The sequence below is a fragment of the Comamonas composti DSM 21721 genome, from assembly GCF_000429845.1.
GTDB classification, from domain to species: Bacteria; Pseudomonadota; Gammaproteobacteria; order Burkholderiales; family Burkholderiaceae_C; genus Comamonas; species Comamonas composti.
In genome coordinates, this window is record NZ_AUCQ01000027.1 from 1 (window position 1) to 18447 (window position 18447).

19 protein-coding genes are annotated in these 18447 nt (G+C 60.2%); 2 read left to right on the top strand and 17 right to left on the bottom strand.

Translation table 11 applies throughout. From position 1 onward, the window contains the following. Positions 1-128 precede the first annotated feature (128 nt). From G486_RS24035 to G486_RS0113200, 7 genes are all read right to left on the bottom strand, one after another. A complete protein-coding gene (locus G486_RS24035) occupies positions 129-386 on the bottom strand; it encodes a hypothetical protein (RefSeq protein ID WP_156920027.1) in 258 nt (85 codons plus the stop codon). After that, entirely contained in the window at positions 383-619 is a 237-nt protein-coding gene (locus tag G486_RS0113180; RefSeq protein ID WP_027015963.1) for a hypothetical protein, read from the bottom strand. Before G486_RS0113180 ends, G486_RS24035 begins: the two co-directional genes overlap by 4 nt. Before the next feature lie 28 nt (positions 620-647). Next, positions 648-800: a hypothetical protein gene (locus G486_RS24040; protein ID WP_156920028.1), complete on the bottom strand. Its 153-nt coding sequence runs from the start codon at positions 798-800 to the stop codon at positions 648-650. Beyond that, a complete protein-coding gene (locus G486_RS0113190) occupies positions 793-1140 on the bottom strand; it encodes a hypothetical protein (protein ID WP_156920029.1) in 348 nt (115 codons plus the stop codon). The genes G486_RS24040 and G486_RS0113190 overlap by 8 nt, the downstream gene beginning before the upstream one ends. Then, entirely contained in the window at positions 1137-1655 is a 519-nt protein-coding gene (locus G486_RS23600) for a VC1465 family Xer recombination activation factor (RefSeq protein WP_169728596.1), read from the bottom strand. Before G486_RS23600 ends, G486_RS0113190 begins: the two co-directional genes overlap by 4 nt. 340 nt (positions 1656-1995) lie before the next feature. Then, positions 1996-2799 carry a tail fiber assembly protein gene (locus G486_RS24045; protein ID WP_156920030.1) on the bottom strand — a complete coding sequence of 268 codons (804 nt, stop codon included), beginning with the start codon at positions 2797-2799 and terminating at the stop codon, positions 1996-1998. Positions 2800-2931: 132 nt separating this feature from the next. Beyond that, positions 2932-3888 carry a DNA-binding protein gene (locus G486_RS0113200; protein WP_027015965.1) on the bottom strand — a complete coding sequence of 319 codons (957 nt, stop codon included), beginning with the start codon at positions 3886-3888 and terminating at the stop codon, positions 2932-2934. A 211-nt stretch (positions 3889-4099) separates the two neighbouring features. On the opposite strand from G486_RS0113200, the gene G486_RS22290 reads away from it, so the two are divergent. After that, positions 4100-5224: a site-specific integrase gene (locus tag G486_RS22290; RefSeq protein WP_407059798.1), complete on the top strand. Its 1125-nt coding sequence runs from the start codon at positions 4100-4102 to the stop codon at positions 5222-5224. Positions 5225-5265: 41 nt separating this feature from the next. Here G486_RS22290 and G486_RS0113210 read toward each other — a convergent pair whose 3' ends face one another. The 5 genes from G486_RS0113210 to G486_RS0113225 form a co-directional block, all read right to left on the bottom strand. After that, positions 5266-6711, bottom strand: coding sequence for an efflux transporter outer membrane subunit (locus G486_RS0113210; RefSeq protein ID WP_245587321.1), 1446 nt, complete (start codon positions 6709-6711; stop codon positions 5266-5268). Between the two features lie 8 nt (positions 6712-6719). Continuing rightward, positions 6720-9914: an efflux RND transporter permease subunit gene (locus G486_RS22295; RefSeq protein WP_051303500.1), complete on the bottom strand. Its 3195-nt coding sequence runs from the start codon at positions 9912-9914 to the stop codon at positions 6720-6722. Between the two features lie 16 nt (positions 9915-9930). Further along, the gene (locus G486_RS22300; protein WP_245587325.1) at positions 9931-11136 is read right to left on the bottom strand and encodes an efflux RND transporter periplasmic adaptor subunit; all 1206 of its coding nucleotides are present in this window, start codon (positions 11134-11136) and stop codon (positions 9931-9933) included. Continuing rightward, positions 11018-11305 carry a hypothetical protein gene (locus G486_RS24570; RefSeq protein ID WP_245587327.1) on the bottom strand — a complete coding sequence of 96 codons (288 nt, stop codon included), beginning with the start codon at positions 11303-11305 and terminating at the stop codon, positions 11018-11020. Before G486_RS24570 ends, G486_RS22300 begins: the two co-directional genes overlap by 119 nt. 174 nt (positions 11306-11479) lie before the next feature. Further along, positions 11480-12667: a multidrug effflux MFS transporter gene (locus G486_RS0113225; protein ID WP_027015967.1), complete on the bottom strand. Its 1188-nt coding sequence runs from the start codon at positions 12665-12667 to the stop codon at positions 11480-11482. 317 nt (positions 12668-12984) lie between these two features. On the opposite strand from G486_RS0113225, the gene G486_RS22305 reads away from it, so the two are divergent. After that, positions 12985-13515, top strand: coding sequence for an Lcl C-terminal domain-containing protein (locus G486_RS22305; protein WP_051303514.1), 531 nt, complete (start codon positions 12985-12987; stop codon positions 13513-13515). Between the two features lie 39 nt (positions 13516-13554). Here the strand turns inward: G486_RS22305 and G486_RS0113235 are convergent, their stop codons facing one another. The 5 genes from G486_RS0113235 to G486_RS22310 form a co-directional block, all read right to left on the bottom strand. Then, positions 13555-14463 carry an SDR family oxidoreductase gene (locus tag G486_RS0113235; protein WP_027015968.1) on the bottom strand — a complete coding sequence of 303 codons (909 nt, stop codon included), beginning with the start codon at positions 14461-14463 and terminating at the stop codon, positions 13555-13557. Between the two features lie 195 nt (positions 14464-14658). Then, positions 14659-15675: an NADP-dependent oxidoreductase gene (locus G486_RS0113240; RefSeq protein WP_027015969.1), complete on the bottom strand. Its 1017-nt coding sequence runs from the start codon at positions 15673-15675 to the stop codon at positions 14659-14661. Between the two features lie 122 nt (positions 15676-15797). Continuing rightward, a complete protein-coding gene (locus G486_RS0113245; protein ID WP_027015970.1) occupies positions 15798-16226 on the bottom strand; it encodes a PaaI family thioesterase in 429 nt (142 codons plus the stop codon). Between the two features lie 104 nt (positions 16227-16330). Beyond that, a complete protein-coding gene (locus G486_RS0113250; RefSeq protein ID WP_027015971.1) occupies positions 16331-17122 on the bottom strand; it encodes an SDR family oxidoreductase in 792 nt (263 codons plus the stop codon). A gap of 241 nt (positions 17123-17363) precedes the next feature. Continuing rightward, positions 17364-18389, bottom strand: a complete 1026-nt coding sequence (locus G486_RS22310) for an asparaginase (protein ID WP_051303502.1) — start codon at positions 18387-18389, stop codon at positions 17364-17366. Between the last annotated feature and the right edge of the window lie 58 nt (positions 18390-18447).

The window sequence follows — 18447 nt, forward strand, 5'->3', positions numbered from 1 at the left end:
CGGTACATGACACGGAAGCTGCGGGCAAGCTGGAGGCGGGTATCGCGGTCATGGCGCCGGATACCGAGCTTCTGTTTAACTAGATACGATGTATAAGCCATTATTTTGTCTTGACAAGATAATAATCTTCATTCGCTCTTAAAAAAAGAGGATGGGTCGTTTTTTATAATGTTGTCCACATAACCGAAACCCTGTTTATCAGGGCGCGAATACGAATCGTCATTTGCAGCAGCTCGGCCACGCGATTCTTTTTCAGCGGTTATCGGACGCTGCTGGTTTGACATGGGGGGCACACCCCCCATACCCCCACGGGTCGAGCGGTGAGGGCCTGAATAGCCGTTTTGGCCCAGCCAGGTGCGGTAGAGCTGGTCGGTGAAGCGGCTCATAGTCCCTCAACCTCCAGAGCCGCAAGGCCCAGTGAGGTCGAGAGCCCCATGCTTTCCAGCCAGGCTACGACTATGCGAGCCTCAGGCCTTTCATCAGCCCTGGCCACACGAAGAAGCAGTGCCGCACCTTGCTGCAATTGCTGCAGAGTCTTGCTCTCCAGCAGAGCTGTTTCAGCACCAGCAACGATGTTCATCCATGCAGCCTGAGCTGCTTTAAACTCTTGATCAGCCATTTTCAGTTCCTCTTTAACTGTGAATCGGTCAGGGGTGCCAGCTGCCAGTAACAGCGAAGCGCCCCGCTTTTATTTCCTTGACCGCCACTGGCGGATCGCAGATCGAGGGCAGGGGCGTCGTTCCCTGCCAGGTCAGCCACGCGGCCGCCATTGGCAGCAGATGCAGCATCAGCTCACGCATTGGGTACCTCCCCAGACTGGGGAAGGCTGTACAGCGGGTACTGGGCTGTCCAGGTGGAAGGCATGTCAGCCATCCAGGCATCCAGCCAGGCTGCAGCGTGGTGATCACCGTCCTGGCGAGCCAAAAGGGCTGCAAAGGCTTTGACCAGGTCAACACGCAGCGCCGACGCATCAGCGGCGGTCGAGGCCCTGTAGTGCCAGGTAACGGCCTTGTAGGCGGCCTTGGCCAGCTCCTGAGCCTTGGCCGTGGTCAGGCCGTCCCAAGCTGCAATCGAGCGATTCATGCCGGCACGTTTGCGCTTTAGGTAGGCTTGCTGATGTTGGACATGCATAGAGGTCATGCGGCCTCCTGCAAGTCAGAATTGACGGCGTCTGATTGCCCGTTTTTTAGGCAAAAATTCTCATGAGTGAGACTTGATTGACGTGTTACAGGAAACGTCAATCCGGCAGCTGCAGAACGGGTATCTGTGTCACTGGTGAGACTAAAGTGAAGTGTTACAGGTACTTCACTCATTTCAAGCCCGCTGAAGCTGCCCGATGCTTCCCCGCAAGCGGGGCCCCTTCGTGCAGCTTCAGCTGCTCGCAACTTCTCCTGAAACTCGCTGCACATCCTGGCCCGAAGCACCAGGAGACCCCACCAGTTGCTGTCCTTGCCTTCGAACGAGCGTCCTTCGGGCGAAATCAGTTTGTTGCCGTAGAAGCACCATCCTTGCCAGGACTGGCCAGGCAGCTCCATGCGATTGAGTAACCTCAGCAGCTTGTAGGTGGCATACGGGATGTCGTGCTTGCCGGACTCCCAGTTATGTACAGTCCGGGTCGACACGTGAAGAAACTGCGCGCAGGCGTGCAGATCCATGCCCAGACTCCGGTACATGACACGGAAGCTGCGGGCAAGCTGGAGGCGGGTATCGCGGTCATGGCGCCGGATACCGAGCTTCTGTTTAACTAGATACGATGTATATTATGTTTAATCGCATGCTGCGCAGATTGTTTGCGCCCAAGTGTCGATCATACTTTGTATGGGCGTAACTTGATGTTTCGTGCATCAGCACATTCTCAGTACGCCTGGATTGAGCAAATGAAGCACCGCTATCCGTGCGCTTGTCATGTGAGTTGCCGGAGGTCAGCGTCAGCAGGTCCTGTCGCTGGCAACGTCGGCGTGGCGTTGCGTACACCGGCAATCCGGGATGCGACACCTAGCAGCCAATGCGAAATTGGCGATCACGCGCCAAACGTCGCTGCTCACGAATCCAGTCCATTGTGTAACCTCCACCACCAACACGCCCCAAAGAATCCAGCCAATTTACTCGCTCCTCAAGAGCTTGGCACTCTGCCGCATTTGCTTTACCTGCTGCTTGCTGTGGAACTACAGGCACAATCTGTTCGGACGCTATGGATCTGGCCTTAGCCCACTGCTGCTCCGCAACGGCTACTTGCTGCTCCCAAGGAATATCGGCTGGCACACTCGCAATGCGCTGCATCATTCGGTTATTTAACGAGCACGGGCTGCTTTCCCAATACAGCCTGTCATAAATATCTTTGCAGAGGTAAATCTCACGCATTCCCGAAGCCCCGCCGAAGGCAGGAGCAGCAATGCTGACATTGACCGACCTGTCGCCTTCGCAAGGTTGATTGCTGTAGGTATTGCCACAGCGATAAACCTGCCCTGTATTCGCTGGAACCCGCACTACAGGCGGCTCTACACTGCGACTGGTTGTCTGAGCTGGAGCAGAAGATGGCGCATCTGAGCGCTGCACTGCTGTTTCTCGCACTGGCTCCGGCCTGGACAGGCGGTCTTTCGCACCTCTATAAACAAGTACACAAATCAAAGCTACGAAAATCGTCAGAAAAATCTTGCCAATAAAACTTGGCTCATTGTTTTTTGGTGGTCGAAAATCGATATATGAAGGTCTGCGCTCATCTGGCCGCCATTGACCTGGGTTCACATTTCTTCGTGCTCTATAGCGTTCGCGCCAGTAATCCCTATCCTGAATACCCATATTTCATCTCTCCTAGCCGAATCATAGGACAGAGCGTTTACAGTAGATTTGACTGACTACCGCCCTGCTCTGCAGGCATCACGCAACGCGAACTAGGTGGGGAGTTGCGGCAAGCTAAAAGATGCATGCGTCCTAACGCAGCGTTCGGCGATCACGTATGCGTGACATGGATCTGCGGGTTGTGGCGAGGCTGGTTTTGTCGGGGCTGTTGCCGCTTGAGGAGCGCTGGGCTTCGAGCAGGCTCTTGAGATCAGATGCCCGCTGCTGGGCGAGAGCTGCCATATTCTGGGCGGATTGCAGTTGGGCGTGCAGACTCAGTGTTTCCTGTTCAAGGCTATCGTGCCGTGAGAGCAAGTCCTGGAGTTTTGCATCGGCCTTGCGTTCCTGCTCGGCCGCTGTCTTACGCGCTGCAGCCAGCTCTTGGCGTGCTCGGTCAAGCTCGTTGAGCATGTGTCTTTCATTGCCGGCGTATTGCTCGGCCAGGCGCTGACGCTCCTGGGCTGCGGTCTGTATTTCCTGGCCATGCTTGTTCAGCAAGTCTTCTCTCTGCCTTGCCGTTTCACTCAAGACGTCGCGCATTTCTTCCAGACGCTGATCGCGGTCCTGCAACTGTTGCTGCATTTCATCGAGTCGCCGTGATAAATCCTTGGACTGAGTCTGGGCTACCTGCAGTGCCTGATCCATGGCCTCCTTCTGGGCTTGCATGGCGACTTCTCTTTGGCTCAGTTGTTCTTGCTGGGCCTCGTGCTCTTGCTGGGCTGTTTGCAATAGGGTTTCGCGCAGCTCAAGCGCTTTGTGCGCGGCTTCCATGGCTTCTTGCTGGGCTGTGCTCCAGAGCTCCTGGGCAAGGCGTTGCACAGGATCGGGAATCGGCGAGGCGACGGACTCACTCTGTCCGGCTGCCACACCCAGGCGCTGCCCCAAGGTGGCAAACCAGGTTTCCAGCATGGGGCTGACGGTGTTGGGTGAGCCTCTTCCTATGTGTTGGCGTACGCGCTCAATCGTTGGGCGCAGGCCCTGGGCTATCAAGGCATCAGCGGCTGCCCAGACATCGGCTTCCTGCACGCCTCGGCTACTTGTTTTTTGCATATCTGAGACTCTCTCAAAATAAGTGACGATAAGTGTTTGTTATCGCTAGTTATAACTGTATTTTGTAATATATCACACATGATATGTATTGCATATAGATAACAAAGCCACATTACAGGATTCAGTTCGCAAAAGAGTCGGAAAGAGCTTGTCCGGCAACCTGAAAATCCTGCAACTGAGGTGCTGTCTTGATCACGGGAGACAATGGCGCATGAACTTCAGTTCCTCACCGCCTTCAGTTTTGATGGCCAAAAAAGATGAGCAAGCTCTTCTGCTTCAAGAGGTCTCTACTCCTGGAATAGCGCTCCAACCAGGAATCCAGCAGGCTGTGAGCGATCTCATGCGCGAGGGAGAGTCTCCCAATACGCGATCCAGCTATCAGAGTGCGCTGCGCTATTGGGCGGCTTGGCATGTGCTGCGTTTCGGGCAGCAACTCAGACTCCCACTCGGAGTTGCATGTGTGTTGCAGTTCATCGTCGACCATGCACAAAGGCAAACTGCTGCAGGACTGATGTGTGAAATGCCCTCTTCTCTTGACCAGGCCCTGGTCGATGCAGGCTACAAAGGAAAAAAAGGACCGCCTGCACATAGCACCTTGGTGCATCGTATGGCTGTACTTTCCAAGGCGCATCAGGTCCATGGGCTGCCTAATCCCTGCCAAGATGTGGCCGTGCGTGAGCTGATGTCGCGCACACGCAAGGCTTATGCGCGGCGTGGTCAGCATCCCGACAAGAAAGATGCTCTGACACGCGATGTGCTGGAGCTATTGCTTGCAACTTGCGATGACAGCTTGCGCGGTTTGCGCGATAGGGCCTTGCTGCTGTTTGCCTGGGCCAGTGGAGGGAGGCGCCGTTCCGAAGTCAGCTCGGCCCAGATGCAGTATCTGCGTTCCGTGGGAGAGCAGGACTTTGTTTATACGCTGCACCTCTCCAAGACCAATCAAAGTGGACTAGATGCTCCAGAAAATCACAAGCCTGTGACAGGCCGGGCCGCTTTGGCATTGAGGCAGTGGCTGCAGGCCTCGGGGATTCGTGAGGGCGCTATTTTTCGGCGTATACGCAAGGGTGGACATTTGGGTGAGCCCTTGTCGCCTGCGGCCGTACGCAACATCGTGCTGCAGCGCTGTGCGTTGGCAGGCATTGAGGGTAATTTCTCGGCCCATTCGCTGCGTTCAGGCTTCGTGACCGAAGCCGGGCGTCAGAATGTGCCGTTGCCAGACACCATGGCATTGACTGGGCACCAAAGCGTAAATACGGTACTAGGTTACTTTCGCGCCGATACGGCGCTCAATAACAAAGCTGCCCGCTTGTTTGACAGCGAGTCTGGCGCTTCTTGAGAAGCCTCCATCCGACTTTGAAATACTGTGGAGATCCAGCTTCAGGCTAGCTCTCCACCCAGGACCTTCCAAAGCGTCACGCGGTTCAACTGCTCAGACAGGCGCAGGCTGATCAGCGTCTGCTGAGCGGTATACAGGCTGCGCTGGGCATCAAGAACGGATAAATAGTTATCCGAGCCTGCCGTGAAAAGTGCTTGCGATAGGTCCAGCACTTTTTGCGAGGCTTGGACCTGGCTTTTTTGTGTCGCGTGGCGTAAGGCCCATTGCTTCTGATCCAGCAGCGCATCTGCTGTTTCGCGAAACGCCGTCTGTACCGTTTTTTCATACTGGGCCAGTGCAATCTGCTGATTGGCCTGGGCGACTTCCACTCCGGCACGATTGGCTCCGCCGTCAAAGATCGGCAGCTTTATCAAGGGGATAAAGCTCCAGGTGCGGTTGCCCCCGGCAAACAGCTGGTCGAGCTCGCGGCTACCGCTTCCCACGCTGGCCGTGAGGCTTATCGTCGGAAACAGGTTGGCCCGAGCGGCACCTATGCTGGCATTCATGGCGCGCAGGTTGTGTTCTGCTGCCAGTATGTCGGGGCGTTGCAAAAGCACGCCTGAAGAGATGTCGGGCGGTACGGGGGAGATCGGGCCCAGGGCCTGGCCCTTTGCCGTGGCATCTTGATCGGGCAGCAGATCCTCAGGGACTGGTCCGCCGGTCAGCAACTGAAGAGCATTGCGGCTGCGTTGCACTTCGGCTTCGTAGAGAAAGACCTCTCCCTGAGAGGCGTCGCGCAGAGCCAAGCTTTGCGCCACGGCTAAGCCTGTGGCCGCCCCCAGCTTGAACATCTGGCTGGTGAGATCCACCGATTGTTCACGCGTGGTCAGGGTATCTTGCGCCAGTTGCAGGCGATCCAGGTTGGCTGCCAGATTCAGCCAGGCCGTCGCTGTATCTGCAATCAAGCCGATTTGCACATTGCGCTGGTTTGCCTGGCTCTGGAGAAACTGCTGTAGCCCGGCTTCACTGAGGTTGCGCAGGCGCCCCCAGAGATCGAGCTCGAAGCTGGCAAACCCCAGCTGCGCTGTGTATTGCTCCGAAATCGCGGCTTGACCATTGCTTGAGAGATCAGCAGCAGAGCGGCTGCGGCTGCCCTGGGCCTGAGCATTGACCGTGGGCAGTTGCGCTGCCGAGGTGATGCCGTACTGGGCTCTGGCTTTTTCCATATTGGCCACAGCCACACGCAAGTCGCGGTTATGGCTGAGCGCGAGTGCGATGACCTCGGCCAGTCGAGGCGACTTCACCCAGTTCAAGGCATTGGCTTGCTCCAGGCTCTGCTCGCTTGCAAAAATCGGGCTTGCCTGTACGCCCTCCCCGTCCACAGCCGTGGGCATTCCGGCCGACGGCTGTGGAAGGACTGGCGCCAGGTTGCAAGCGCTCAAGCTCAAGGCCAGCAAAGCACAGGCCATGGCAGGGGGACGAAGCGATAGTCTGCTCAGGTAATCCATGAAGTCTCTCATGCCGTCCCCTTCCCGGCTGGCTCTGCCTGAGAAGATGGTGTATGGCTGTCGTCATCGGTGCGCGAGTCATCGGTGCGCGAACGGCTCTTGAACCAGCTGCGTATTAGCAGGAAAAACACGGGGACGAGAAAGATGCCCAGCAGCGTGCTGGCCAGCATGCCGCCGAGCACGGCCGTGCCGATTGCATTGCGCCCGCCTGCGCCTGCGCCCGTGCCGATGGCCAGAGGAATGACGCCAAAGCCGAAGGCCAGGGAGGTCATCAAGATGGGCCGCAGCCTCAGGCGCACGGCCGCCACCACGGCGTCGAAGATGCTCTTGCCCTGTTCTTGCAGTTGCACTGCAAACTCGACGATGAGAATCGCGTTCTTGGAAGCCAAGCCCACCGTGGTCAGCAGGCCCACCTGGAAGTAAACGTCGTTCGTGAGACCCCGCAGATGTGTGGCAAGCAAGGCCCCGACCACGCCCAGAGGGACAGCCAGCATGACCGACAGGGGAACCGTCCAGCTTTCGTAGAGTGCGGCCAAGCACAGGAACACAAAGAGTATGGAGATCGCATACAGCAGCGGGGCCTGGGCGCCCGATTGGCGCTCCTGCAGCGAGGCGCCAATCCATTCGTAGCCAATGCCTGATGGCAAGGTGTTCAGAATATCTTCCACGATCTGCATGGCCTTGCCCGAGCTCACGCCAGGAGTCGCCCTGCCCTCGATTTCATAGGCCGGATTGCCGTTGTAGCGCATGAGCTGGGGCGAGCCATAGGCCCAGTGGCTGCTGGAGAAGGAGCCGAAAGGCACCATTTCGCCCTTGTTGTTGCGAACCGTCCAGCTGGAAATATCCTGGGGCAGCATGCGGTATGGCGCATCGCCCTGGATATAGACGCGCTTGACGCGCTCGTTGTTGAGAAAGTCGTTCACATAGGTTCCACCCAGGGCGCTGGAGAGCACGCTGTTGATGTCGGTATAGGACAGGCCCAGAGCCGCAGCCTTGCGATCATCAATGCTCAGGCGCAACTCGCTTGCATCCTCGAGATTGGTCATGCGCAGGCCTGTGAGCTCAGGGTGGCGGCGCGCCTCGGCGAGAAACTTGTCCTTGGCCTCCAGCAAGGCCTGGTGGCCCAGGCCATTCATGTCCTTGATCATGAAGTTGAAGCCCGAACTCGACCCCAGTCCTCGCACAGCAGGAGGCAGCAGCACCAGGACACGCGCATCGCGAATCGAGGCCAGATCCTGGGTGGCCTTGTGCGCAATGGCAGCAGCGGATTGATCTGCGGCAGGCCGTTCATCCCAGGGCTTGAGCCGCACAAAGCCACGTGCCGAGCTCTGGTCGCCATTGAGGCCCGAGACCTGGTTGAAGCTGACCACATCGGGCTGCCTGGCGAAATATTCGTGCACCTGATCGAGCACGCTTTGCAGCCGTGCGTCGGCTGCACCCGAAGGCAGGTTCACACTCACATAGACAAAGCCCTGGTCTTCGTCGGGCAAAAACGAGGTCGCCAGCTTGTTCATGAGCAGCCAGACGGCCCCGCAGATGACGATGAACAGAAGCACCATGCGCTTGGTGCGGCGCAGCGTATAGGCGACCGTTCCCTGGTAACGGGCTGCCGTGGCATCGAAGTGGTGGTTGAACCAGCGGAAGAACCGGTCCATCAGTCCCAGAGGCCCTTTGCGAATCGTTTTTGCATGACCTGCAGGGCCCGTATTCTTGAGCAAGGTGGCGCACAAGGCCGGCGTGAGCGTCAGCGCCACGAACACCGAGAACGCCATGGCGGCAACAATGGTGATGGAGAACTGGCGATAGATCACGCCCGTGGAGCCTGCAAAAAACGCCATGGGCACGAACACGGCCGACAGCGTCACGCCAATGCCCACCAGGGCCGGCGTGATCTCGCGCATGGACTGGCGCGTGGCCTCCTTCGGGCTCAGCCCGGTTTCGTGCATGACGCGCTCCACGTTCTCCACGACGACGATGGCATCGTCAACAAGCAGGCCGATGGCCAGCACCATGGCGAACATGGTCAGTGTATTGATGGAGTACCCGGCCAGCGCCAGCACCCCGAAGGTACCGAGCAGCACCACAGGAACGGCAATCGCGGGAATTAGCGTGGCGCGGAAGTTCTGCAGAAAGACGAACATCACGATCACCACCAGCACCATGGCTTCGCCCAGAGCCCCCAGCACTTCCTTGATGGAGGCGCGCACAAAAGGCGTGGAGTCGGAGCTCACGAAATAATCGATCTGATTCGGGAAGAATGGCTTGAGCTCGGCCAGCTTGGCGGCGATCGCATCCGAGACTTCCATGGCATTGGCGCCGTCCGCCAGCACAATGCCCATGCCCGCGCCTGGCATGCCATTGAGCTTGGACTTGACGGTGAGGTTTTCCGCACCCAACTCGACGCGAGCCACATCCTGGATCGTGACCACCGAACCATCCGGGTCCGACTTGAGCACGATGGCCTCGAACTGCTCCACGGTCTTGAGCTTGGTGCGTGCAGTAATCGTTGCGTTGAGCTCCTGACCGGGAACCGAGGGCAAGGCTCCGAGCTGGCCTGCCGAGACCTGGGCATTTTGGGCATTGAGCGCCGTCACCAGATCCGAGGGCATCAGCGCGTACTTCTCCATCTTGGCCGGATCCATCCAGATGCGCATCGCATAGTTGGTGCCGAAGACGCTCACATCACCCACGCCGTCCAGGCGGCCGATCACGTCCACCAGATTGCTGGTCAGGTAGTCGCCGATGTCGACCTGGCTCATGGCCGGGTCGTTGGAGAAGAAGCTGTAGGTGACCAGATAATCCTGGCCGCCCTTGTTCACGAACACGCCCCGGCTTTTGACGGCTTCGGGCATGCGGTTGAGCGCCGATTGCAGCTTGTTTTGCACCTGCACCTGGGCAACGTCGATATTCGTGCCCGGTGTAAACGTCAGCGTGGTGCGCGAGCGGCCTGCAGCATCCGAGGTGGAGCTCATATAGAGCATGTTGTCTATGCCCTTGAGTTGCTGCTCGATGATCTGGGTCACCGAGTTCTCCACGGTCTCGGCCGAAGCTCCTGTGTACTGAGAACCTATGGTCACGCGCGGGGGCGCGATATCCGGGTATTGCTCCAGCGGCAGCGTGAAGATGGATAGCGCCCCGCCAAGCATGATGATGATGGCGATGACCCAGGCAAAAATGGGCCGGCTGATGAAGAACTGAGCCATGTGTGTCTAGCCCCGCTCAGCGTGCAGTTGCCACGCGGGCTGGTGCTTTGTCATCTCCTGCTGCAGGCGCTGCGGCCGGCTGCCCTCCTGCTCCGGGTTTGGCGCCAGTTCCGGCTTGCAGCTCCAACTCCAGGGGCGTTGCCTTGTCGCCAGGCTTGACACGCTGAAAGCCGTCCACCATGACGCGCTCACCTGCATTCAGCCCGCTCTCGATCAGCCATTGATTGCCTACGGCACGCTCGATCTCCACGGGACGGCTCTCGACCACGCCATCCTCGCCGATCACGAACACGCTTGCCCTGCCCGTGAGGTCGCGCGTCACCGCACGCTGCGGAATAAGCAGGGCCTCGGGCGCAAGCCCTGTTGGCAGCAAGGCTTGAACATACATGCCGGGCATCAGCAGGCCTTCGGGGTTGGGCACTTCGGCACGCAGCGTCACACTGCCAGTGCTGGGGTTGACGATCATGCCCGAGAACTGCAGCAGGCCCGCATGCGCGTAGTCGCTGCCATCGTCAAGGCGGATGCGCACAGGCAACTTGTTTCCATCGATTCTCTGGAAGCGGCCTGCCTCCCAGTCGCGCTTGAGTGCCACCAGTTCGCTGCTCGATTGGGTGAAGTCCACATACATGGGGTCAAGCTGAACAATGGAAGTCAAGGCATCGGCCTGGTTGGCGGTGACCAGCGCTCCCGGGGTCACATTCGAAAGGCTGATGCGTCCGCTGATCGGAGCCTCTATGCGGCTGTACTTGAGATTGATGCGCGCACTGTCGAGACTTGCCTGGGCTACGGCCACATCCGAGCGTGCCTGAGCGGCTGCGGCCTGGCTCTCTTCGTGCACCTGCTGGCTCACCGCATGAATCTTCACCAGCTCGGCATTGCGCTGGGCCGTCGAGGCAAGAGTCCGGGCGCTGGCCTGGGCTCTTGCCAAAGCTGCCTGGGCGCTGGCCTCGGCGGCACTCAGCATGGCTGCATCGATCTGATAGAGCGGCTGCCCCTGGCGCACCACCGCACCTTCGGTGAACAAGCGCTTTTGCAAAATGCCCGAGACCTGAGGCCTGACCTCGGCCGTGAGAAAGGCTCGCGTACGCCCTGGCAGGCTCACATCAAGCTGCTGGCTTTGCTTTTTCAGGGTGATCACCCCGACTTGCGCAGCCTTCTGGGTCGAGGGCGCAGCCGAGTCGGCTGTTTTTGTGCAGGCCCCCAGCAAGCCAGCAGCCAGCAAGCAGCCCAGCAGCAAGCTTCCATAATCTTGCCGCCAGGCAACGTGCTCTTTGCCGCGCTGGGAACAAAAAAGCGCCCTCAGGCGCGAACTCAGCGAAGAAGGTTCGGCAAAAAGCATAGATCGACACAAGAAGATTCGTTAATAAACCAGAACATTGTGCTTGACTCATATTTCTTCTTTGTAAAGCAAGTCAAGCAATGCGCCTCAGGCAAAAACAGCCATCCAAAGATCTATCGCAAATGTAACCAATTATGCATAACCGCTCTGGCTGCGGCTCATGCAGGCTGCCAGTTCTCAGATGAGTCAGCGTGACCCTCAGATACAGATGCGACAGTGCCTCAGCTCAGCCTCGTACTTTTCCCAGGGTGATCCAGGTCAGGGCAACGCCCAGCAAGGCTCCCGTGGCCATACCTGCAACCATGGGCAGAGGCTGCCCCGAAGAGAACAGCCCGACGATCTGCATGGCAACCGCACCACTGAGCATTTGCAGCGTTCCCAGCAGGGCCGAAGCAGTTCCCGCAATGGCACCATGCTCTTCGAGTGCGAGCACGGACGTGGTAGGTATCACCAGGCCCATCAGGGCACTGCAGATAAAGTACAGGCTCAGAAGAACCGTCAGGCTGTCACCGCCGAGCAGGTAATACAGCAGCAGGCTGCTCATGACCACGCCCGAAGCACTGGCCGCCATCTTCACCAGGCGCACCAAGCCCAGGCGCTGACTCAACCAGCCCGTGAACTGGGACGAACCGACAAATGCGATCGCGTTCATGGCGAAAGCCAGGCTGTACTGGGTGGAGCTCAGGCCGTAGTGGTTGATGAGCACGAACGGCGAGCCTGCAAGATAGACAAAGAATCCTGCGAGCGCACAGCCACCGATGAAGACCAAGCCCAGGTAATGCCCGTCGCGCAACAGGACTCCATAGGCATTGAAGGCGCCTCCCAGGCTGCTGTTGATCCTGGCCTTGCTGTCGCGCGTTTCCTGGAGCACGGAAAACACGGCCACCAGGCCCAGCAAGGCTGCGACAGCCACGGCCCAGAACACGCCGCGCCAGCTGCTGAGCGCAATCACCCCGCTGCCGGCCAGGGGCGCAAGAATCGGCGAAACACTGAAGACCAGCATCAGCAGAGACATCATGCGTGTCGCCTCGTAGCCCGTATAGAGATCGCGCACGATGGCACGGGGAATGGCCATGCAGGCTGCGGCCCCCAGGCCCTGGACCAGGCGCAGGGCGATCAGCGTTTGAATGTTGGGAGCCAGCGCACAGCCCAGGCTGGCGAGCAGAAAAACGGCCAGGCCGAAGTACAGCGGGGGTTTGCGCCCCAGCATGTCCGAAACCGGGCCATAGAGCAGTTGCCCCAGGCCCAGCGACAGGAAGAAGGCGGTCAGACTGGCCTGCACGGCGCCAACCTGGGCGTCTAGGCTGCTGCCGATCTGAGGCAGAGCCGGCAAGTACATGTCGATGGCGAACGGGCCGATCGCGGATAGCAGACCCAGGATCAGGGCCAGGCGGATAACAGGAGATAAGGACATAGAGTAAGGCGCTTGCGATTCAAGAAACTCGCCAATGGCGCCGATGAAGAAAGTGGGCCTTATCGGCCACGGAGTTGAAAGTCTTACAGCAGATAGCGAATCTGCTCTGCATTGATTGCGGTTTTGCCAAGGAGGGTGCCATGTTGAGCCATTTGCAACTTCGCGGACTTGCAGGCATCAGTGCCACAGGGCTTGGTGCTTGTGTTTCAAATGCATTTCACCAAGGCAGCAGGCTGGTGCTCGCCGCCAGCCTGGCCGCAGCCGGATGCGTATTCGCACAGCAGCCACAAGCGCCTGCCCAGGAGAAAGCCCGGGCCATGTTCGAACTCTCGGATGATGGCCTGTTCGTGATCGACAGGCGGGCCCATCTGCTATGGCCGCGTTGCGTGGAAGGCATGCACTGGAACGGGCATCACTGTACAGGATTTGCGCTGCTGCTGAGCCACAAGCAGGCCCAGCAGCTCGCGGCCGAGCGCAGCCAGCAGGATGGGCAGCGCTGGCGGCTGCCCCGGATCAATGAGCTGCGCCGCCTGATCTCACGGGATACGCGACCTCCAGGGCTCTCTGCGGAGCTCTTTCCCCAGGCCCCGCGTGACTGGCACTGGAGCGGCTCGGCTAGCGTGAGCACGCGCTCCGTCAATGCCTATGACTATGCGCATGTGGCAGGCGGCAGCCAGAGCCCGGGCTCCCGGCTGTCGGCGCAGCAGGCCTGGGCCATCGATTTCGAGAGTCTGCAGACGCGAGCCGATATGAATCGCTCCAGCCTGTTGGTCGTGCGTCTGGTCCGCCCCTGGACAGCGGACGCCGACGAGCCGCTTCAGGAGCAGAGCGCCGGCGATGACGACTGAGCGCGCATTGGGCAATGCGCGTCTTTATGCACTTCTTTGTCAGCCGCCTGCGCGCAGGGCCGCCTTCAGGTTCTCCCCCAGCTCGGGCTTGTGGGCAAACGGATCCGTGGGGTTGCGCCCCTGGACCACATCCTCCATGCGCGTCTGCACCGAACCCAGGGCCTGTGGGTGGCTGTAGATGTAGAACTGGTTGGCGACCAGGGCATCGAACACTTTTTGCGCGACCTCGGCCGCCGTCACCTTGCCGGAAACCACGGCCTTGTCGGTCATGGCCTGACCTATCTTCTGGCTTGCGGTCTGGGGCTGGGCGGCAAGAGCGCCAGGGCGGTTGCGCTCGCTGTGGCTGATGCCCGTGGGCACGAAATACGGGCACAGCACGCTGGCACTGATCTGGTCCGACACCAGGGCCAGATCCTGGTAGAGGGTTTCGCTCAGGCTCACGACGGCATGTTTGCTGACGTTGTAGATGCCCATGTTGGGCGGCGCCAGCAGGCCGGCCATGCTGGCCGTGTTCACAATGTGGCCTTCGAAATCGGGATCGGTCTTGGCGGCCTGAAGCATCATCGGGGTAAACAGGCGCACGCCATGGATCACACCCCAGAGGTTGACGCCCAGCACCCACTCCCAGTCAGCCACGCTGTTTTCCCAGACCAGGCCGCCCGAGCCCACACCTGCATTGTTGAAGACGAAGTGCGGCGCTCCGAACGTGCTCTGGACTTCATCGGCCAGGGCCTGCATCTGCTCGGCCTTGGAGACATCGACGCGGCGCGCCATGACCCGAACGCCTGTCTGCTTGAGTTCGGCCTCGGCCTGGTCCAGAGCCTGCTGCTGTACATCGACCAGCACCAGGTTCATGCCTTTCTGTGCTGCAATGCGCGCGCACTCCAGGCCGAAGCCCGAGCCCGCTCCTGTCAATACCGCCGTCTTGCCCTTGAAGTTCTTGATCATGCTTATCTCCTTTGCTCTTGTGTTCATGTGCCCCAGCAAGGCAAGAGGCACCAGGTCCTGGGCAGGTCATCCCCGAGGGGCCGCCGCTCGCGGAGCTGGTGCGGCCCGCCCGGACCAGGGGCGCCGAGCAAGGCTTGCCCTGGACCAGCTGTCGCCCCCTGCTGAAGAGTGGGCGGGGTGCTGCTTGGCAGGGGTTTAGATGACCTTCACCAGTTGCTTGCCGAAGTTCTTGCCCTTGAGCAGGCCCAGAAATGCCGAAGGCGCCGAGGCCAGGCCCTGGGCAATGCTTTCGCGCGGACGCAGCTTGCCGGCTGCGACCAGGCCGCCGAGCTCGGCCAAGGCCTCACCCCAGACTTCCATGTGCTCGCTGACGATGAAGCCCTCGAGCTTGAGGCGGTTGATGAGAATCAGCGCCGGATTGGCCATGGGCAGAGGCTGGCCGTCGTAGCCCGCAATCATTCCGCACAGAGCAAGGCGAGCGAAGGCATTCGTGCGCAGCAAGACTGCATCGAGGATGTAGCCGCCCACGTTTTCGAAGTAGCCGTCGATGCCATTCGGGCAGGCCTCTTTGAGCGCCTTGGACATGGTCTTCACATCCGGGTGGGCGCGATAGTCTATGCAGGCATCAAAGCCCAGCTCTGCGGTCGCGTAGCTGCATTTTTCAGGGCCGCCCGCAATGCCGACCACACGGCAGCCGCGTGCCTTGGCCAGGGCCGCGAAAGCGCTGCCCACGGCGCCCGTGGCGGCGCTCACCACCACGGTCTCGCCCGCCTTGGGGGCAATGATCTTGACCAGGCCATACCAAGCAGTCACACCCGGCATGCCCACGGCACCCAGGTAATGGGACAGCGGCACATGCGTGGTGTCCACGCGGCGCAGCGCACCCGGCACGTCGCCGTCGACCACGCTGTACTCCTGCCAGCCGCCCATGCCCACGACCTTGTCGCCAGGTGTGTACTTGGGGTGCTGGCTCTCCACGACCTCGCCCACGGTGCCGCCAATCATGACCTCGCCCAGAGGCTGGGGCTCGGCGTAGCTCTTGCTGTCGTTCATGCGGCCGCGCATGTAGGGATCCAGGCTCAGATAGTGGTGGCGCACCAGCACCTGGCCTTTGCTCAACGCAGGGGTTTCGGTCTGCACCAGGCGGAAGTTGCTTTCCACGGCCTCGCCCTCGGGGCGGTTGTCGAGCAGGACTTGCTGATTCAATGGCATGGCTGTGTCTCCTTGATATTCAAAAATAATAGCTGTCAGCGCTTGTCAGTAAAGCGCTACAACCCTATTTAACCAAACCTGGCAAGCAGGTGGTACATGATGGCCGCGCCGGAGCGCATGCATCAATCGGTGACGATGGCTGTCTCGCCCCCTGCCCCCGGCTTGGGCGCACGCGGCATGTATTTGAAGGTGCCCGTTGCATGGCAACAAAGGCGGCCCGAGGCATCGAATACCCGGCCCTCGGTATAGGCCATGGTCCGGGTTCTGTGCAGCACCAGTCCCTTGGCGACCAGAGGTCCGCGCGAGGGCTGCATGAAGCTGGTCTTCATCTCTATGGTCACACAGCCGAAGTTCTCGCTCTCCAGGCTGCGCCCGGCCACGGCCATGGCCACGTCCAGCAGCGTCATCAGGGCGCCGCCATGGGTCATGGCAAAGGTGTTCATGTGTTCGGGCGCAGCTTCGTAGCGCAGTTCGGATTCGCCGCCCTCCATCTTGTGAAGCGTGAATCCCAGATGCTCTACGAAGGGAATGGTGGGGCCAAAGCTTTGCACAAATGTCTCCAGTTCAACTCAACAAAGCTGCCGAGCATAGCCGCGCTGCAAGCCGCGATGAACAAAGCGCATTCGTTTTTTCCAAAGGCCGGCCCAGGGTGTGATCAACCACCGACCAGGGCGCTGACGCCGCCGTCCACTGCCATCCACTGGCCCGTGATGTGCTTGCCGGCATCGCTGGCATACAGCAAGGTGATGCCCTTGAGGTCTTCATCATCGCCCAGGCGGCGCAGCGGCGCGTGGGACTTCATCTGATCCTCGCCCAGGGTCTCGATCAGCACCTCGGCCATCTTGGTCTTGAAAAAGCCCGGGCAGATTGCGTTCACACTGATGCCGTAGATACCCCATTCACCGGCCAGGGCACGCGTGAAGTTGAGGACTGCGCCCTTGGAGGTGTTGTAAGCAATGGTCTTCATGCCTCTGGAGTTGCCGCCCAGGCCGGCGATGGAGGCCAGGTTGATGATGCGGCCGCTCTTGCGCGGAATCATGCTGCGCCTGGCGATCTGCTGGCTCAGCAGGAAATAGCCGCGCACATTGAGGTTCATGACCTTGTCCCAGGCGGCTGTCGGATGGTCCTCGGCGGGAGCCCCCCAACTGGCGCCCGCGTTGTTGATCAGAATGTCCACATGGCCCATGCGGGTCATGGTTTCCGTGGCCAGCCGCTCAATATCGGCTTCGTTCGCGCAGTCGGCGGCAATCCAGTCGGCCTCGATGCCTTGGGCCTTGAGCTCGGCAGCGGCCTGCTCCAGGTCGGCGGCCTTGCGGGAAGTCAGCATGATTTTGGCGCCTGCCTCTCCCAGAGCCTGGGCCATCTGCAGGCCCAGACCGCGCGAGCCACCGGTCACCAGGGCGGTCTTGCCCTCGAGGCTGAAAAGTTGCTGTACCTTGCGTGTCATTGTGAAGTCTCCTTGTCCATGGCGCCGCACACCGGGCCGCGATTTGTGCATGAAGTGATGAGTGATGATTGGCTGTGCCGGCGCCCTGAAGGAGCCTGGACATGAGCCTCTCGAGAGCGTTCATTGTGCAAGCCTGCCTGCGCCGTGGATGTCACCTGGGTGTCGAAATCGAAAACCTGCTCTGCACAGCACCGGTGATGGCTGCAACACTGCCATGACCTGGGCTGCTTGCCGTGCGGTTTCAAGCCGGTTGGTGCAGCGAGTCCGTTGACCTGCCGAAGTCCTCCAGGGCCAGCTCCAGCATCAGCGCAATGCGCGCCTGGGGCCAGGGCTGGCGGGCCAGCTCAGCCCCTTCGGCGCCGGCCTGACCCGGCTGCTCTTGGGCCACGGGCAAGCCCTCCAGGCAGCGCGTCGCCAGGCGTATGCGCAGACCTTTTTCCCGCGCGCGCTGCAAGACAGGCTCCAGGGCCTGGTGAACGGTGGCATTGCCCGTGCCCACCAGCACCAGGCCGCGCAAGCCAGCCTGAATCAGGGCCTCCAGCGCCTGAGGCCGGGCCAGGGCAGCGCTGACCAGCACCTCCACCCATGGCAGATCATCGAGGCTCAGCAAATAATCGAGAGCCGCCTGGTCCTTGGGCCAGAGCGACTGAGCCGGCGGACTTTCTGCAGCAGGCACCAGCCAGCGCACGGCACCCTCTTCGATCACCGCATGCGGGCCACCCTCAAAGGAGCGCAAGGCCGTCAACCGGTAGGGGTGGACCTTTTGCACCTGCTGCGCAGCATGCACTTCCGAGGCTGCCACCACCCAGACGCCGCAGCGCCCGCCGCTAGCCGCCAGGGCCACGGCATCGCAGAGGTTTTGCGGGCCGTCGGCGAGCAGGGCCGTGGCGGGCCGCATGGCGCAAGTCAGCACCAGGGGCTTGTGCACGGCCAGTACATGCTGCAACAGCCAGGCGGTTTCTTCCAGCGTATCCGTGCCATGGGTAATCACCAGGCCCTTGATCCGCGGATCGGCAAGAGCCCTGGCACAGGCCTGCAGCAGACCGCGCCAAACGCTCCAGCTCATGTCCTTGCTGTCCACCTGGGCCAGTTGCTGCATCGCGAGCTCACCTCTTGCAAGCGACCTCAACTCGGGCAGGCCATCGAGCAGCATCTCCACTCCGATCTCGCCCGCCTGATAGCCCACGCCCTGCGAGCGGCTTGCAGCGCGGCCTGCAATGGTGCCACCCGTGCCAAGAATCAGCAGCCTTGTCTTGCTCTCTTGCATCTCGATGAAAACTGGTTAAAAATACAGTTACTGTACAAATTATCAGACAACGTCGCCT